The organism is Aminobacter sp. P4_D5, assembly GCF_056401815.1.
In genome coordinates this window covers 1-1,785 of sequence record NZ_JBFUIP010000349.1, presented here as the reverse complement: position 1 = coordinate 1,785, position 1,785 = coordinate 1, and the positions used below count along the sequence as shown (strand labels likewise).

3 protein-coding genes are annotated in these 1,785 nt (G+C 59.8%); 2 read left to right on the top strand and 1 reads right to left on the bottom strand.

The features are described from left to right. Positions 1–359: 359 nt before the first annotated feature. Positions 360–560: a hypothetical protein gene (locus tag AC1DWF_RS31745; protein WP_476784879.1), complete on the bottom strand. Its 201-nt coding sequence runs from the start codon at positions 558–560 to the stop codon at positions 360–362. A 149-nt stretch (positions 561–709) separates the two neighbouring features. Here AC1DWF_RS31745 and AC1DWF_RS31740 point away from each other — a divergent pair, with 149 nt between their 5' ends. Further along, positions 710–1,159: a hypothetical protein gene (locus AC1DWF_RS31740; protein WP_476784878.1), complete on the top strand. Its 450-nt coding sequence runs from the start codon at positions 710–712 to the stop codon at positions 1,157–1,159. 125 nt (positions 1,160–1,284) lie between these two features. Continuing rightward, on the top strand, positions 1,285–1,785 hold a 501-nt coding region (locus AC1DWF_RS31735; protein WP_476842531.1), incomplete at its 3' end, for a hypothetical protein.

The following is a 1,785-nucleotide window of genomic DNA, read 5'->3' as shown; positions in this document are numbered from 1 at the left end:
CCCCGGGCGTGGTCCCGGGAGGGGAACCTTTTGGCGGAGCCTCCCCGGGCGGCGGGTACGTCAACCCGCTGCCGGAGGCGCCGGATCCTCCCCACTGACCACCGTCGCGACCGGCGTTCCCGTGGGAGGAACGAGGTGAATTGTACGGCAGGTTTTTGGGGCGTGGAGAAACGGGGGCGGATTTCCACAGGGGATGGAGACAGGGGGTGACAGCCCAACCGCGTGGGCTGTGTTCCTTCGCGCCCCCCTCTGGTCCTGAGCCTGTCGAAGGGCCAGAGGGGGGCACGAAGGAATGGGACGCAAAAGAAAAAGCGGAAAAAACTTTGGAAGCGTGGAGAAGTTTCCCCCGCTCTCTCCCCTCAGCCCCGCGCAATCTGCTCGTCCTGCTCGACCGTCAGCGGGGTGACGCCTGCCGGCAGCGGCTCGACGTCAGGCTGCTCGATCATCGGCGGGACAGCAGCCGGCGCGGGCGTGACGGCAACAGGTGCCGACGGCACCGGCCGGGGGCTGGCGCAGGCGGAGAGAGCCGCAAGGGCAACAAGGACGGCCAGGAATTTCATGGAGCCGGCGTTAGGAGGAAGGTGTGGCGTTATCGCGGCGGCACACAAGCCGACGGCACGGCCCGCGTCAAGCGCGCTGTCCTGACAACTCCTGACAGAAGCCTGTCAGGATGGGTCGGCTATACTGTGTTGATCACAAGGAGGCAAAGATGAGCGGTTTTGACGATTTCGATTTCCTGATCGGCGACTGGACCATCACCAACGAGCGTTTGCGCGAGCGGCTGAAGGGCTCGAGCGAATGGGAGAATTTTTCGGCGACGTCGCGGGTGGAAAAGGTGATGGAGGGCTGCGGCAACCTCGACCAGATGGCGGTGCCGTCGCGCGGCTTCACGGGCATGACGCTCAGGCTCTACAACCCCGAGACAAGACTGTGGTCGATCTACTGGTCGGACACCAAAAGCTGCCGGTTGTTTCCGCCGATGGTCGGCAGGTTCGAAAACGGGCGCGGTGAGTTTTATGGCGACGATATTGAAGGCGGAGCGCCGGTGCGCGTGCGGTTTTTATGGACGGGAGGGGCTAGCCCGCGCTGGGAGCAGGCGATGTCGGTGGATGGTGGGGAGAATTGGGAGTTGAACTGGGTGATGCGGTTTGAGAAGTGAGCGTAAGAGACTCCACCTATATAGCGCCAAGTGTATTCGCAAATATCACTGGCTTTCTATTTCGATCCGAATCAGACGAGATATGTTTTCGTTGAGATTTTTCTTCGCCTGYTGAGGATCGTTCGATGTCATTGGAACGGGTTCATTTGAGGAAGCTACTGACCCTTTTCTATTTGCCGAAAGCACAACGCATCACCGCGCTGCGCAGTGACATAAGAGAAAGCATCAAGAAGGATAACGGCATCAAATCCAGTGGCGGCGATTTTCACGTGCCGTTTTGGACTGATGCCAAGCTCCACGCCGCTGGCAGCGGCGATCTAGCTTCGCTGACGCAGGGCCGCATTGCTGCCAACAAGAGAAGCCGTTGGCGACTTTATCCGCCGTTGGCCGAAGGCTTTCTGACGTGGTGGAACGAGAAACGGCGCTGGATCAATGAGCCATTTCAGATCCTAGACCAGAGCGTCAAAGCACAGTTTACCGTGGAATCCCTCGGGTGCGTCGTGAAGGTGGAGAACCTCTTATCGGTTCATATCGGGGACAGCTCCCACAGGTTGGTTTACCCCTATTTTAGCGAAGAGCCGGAACTCTCCAAGGAGGYGGCTCGTATCGGCATATGGCTCCTAGGG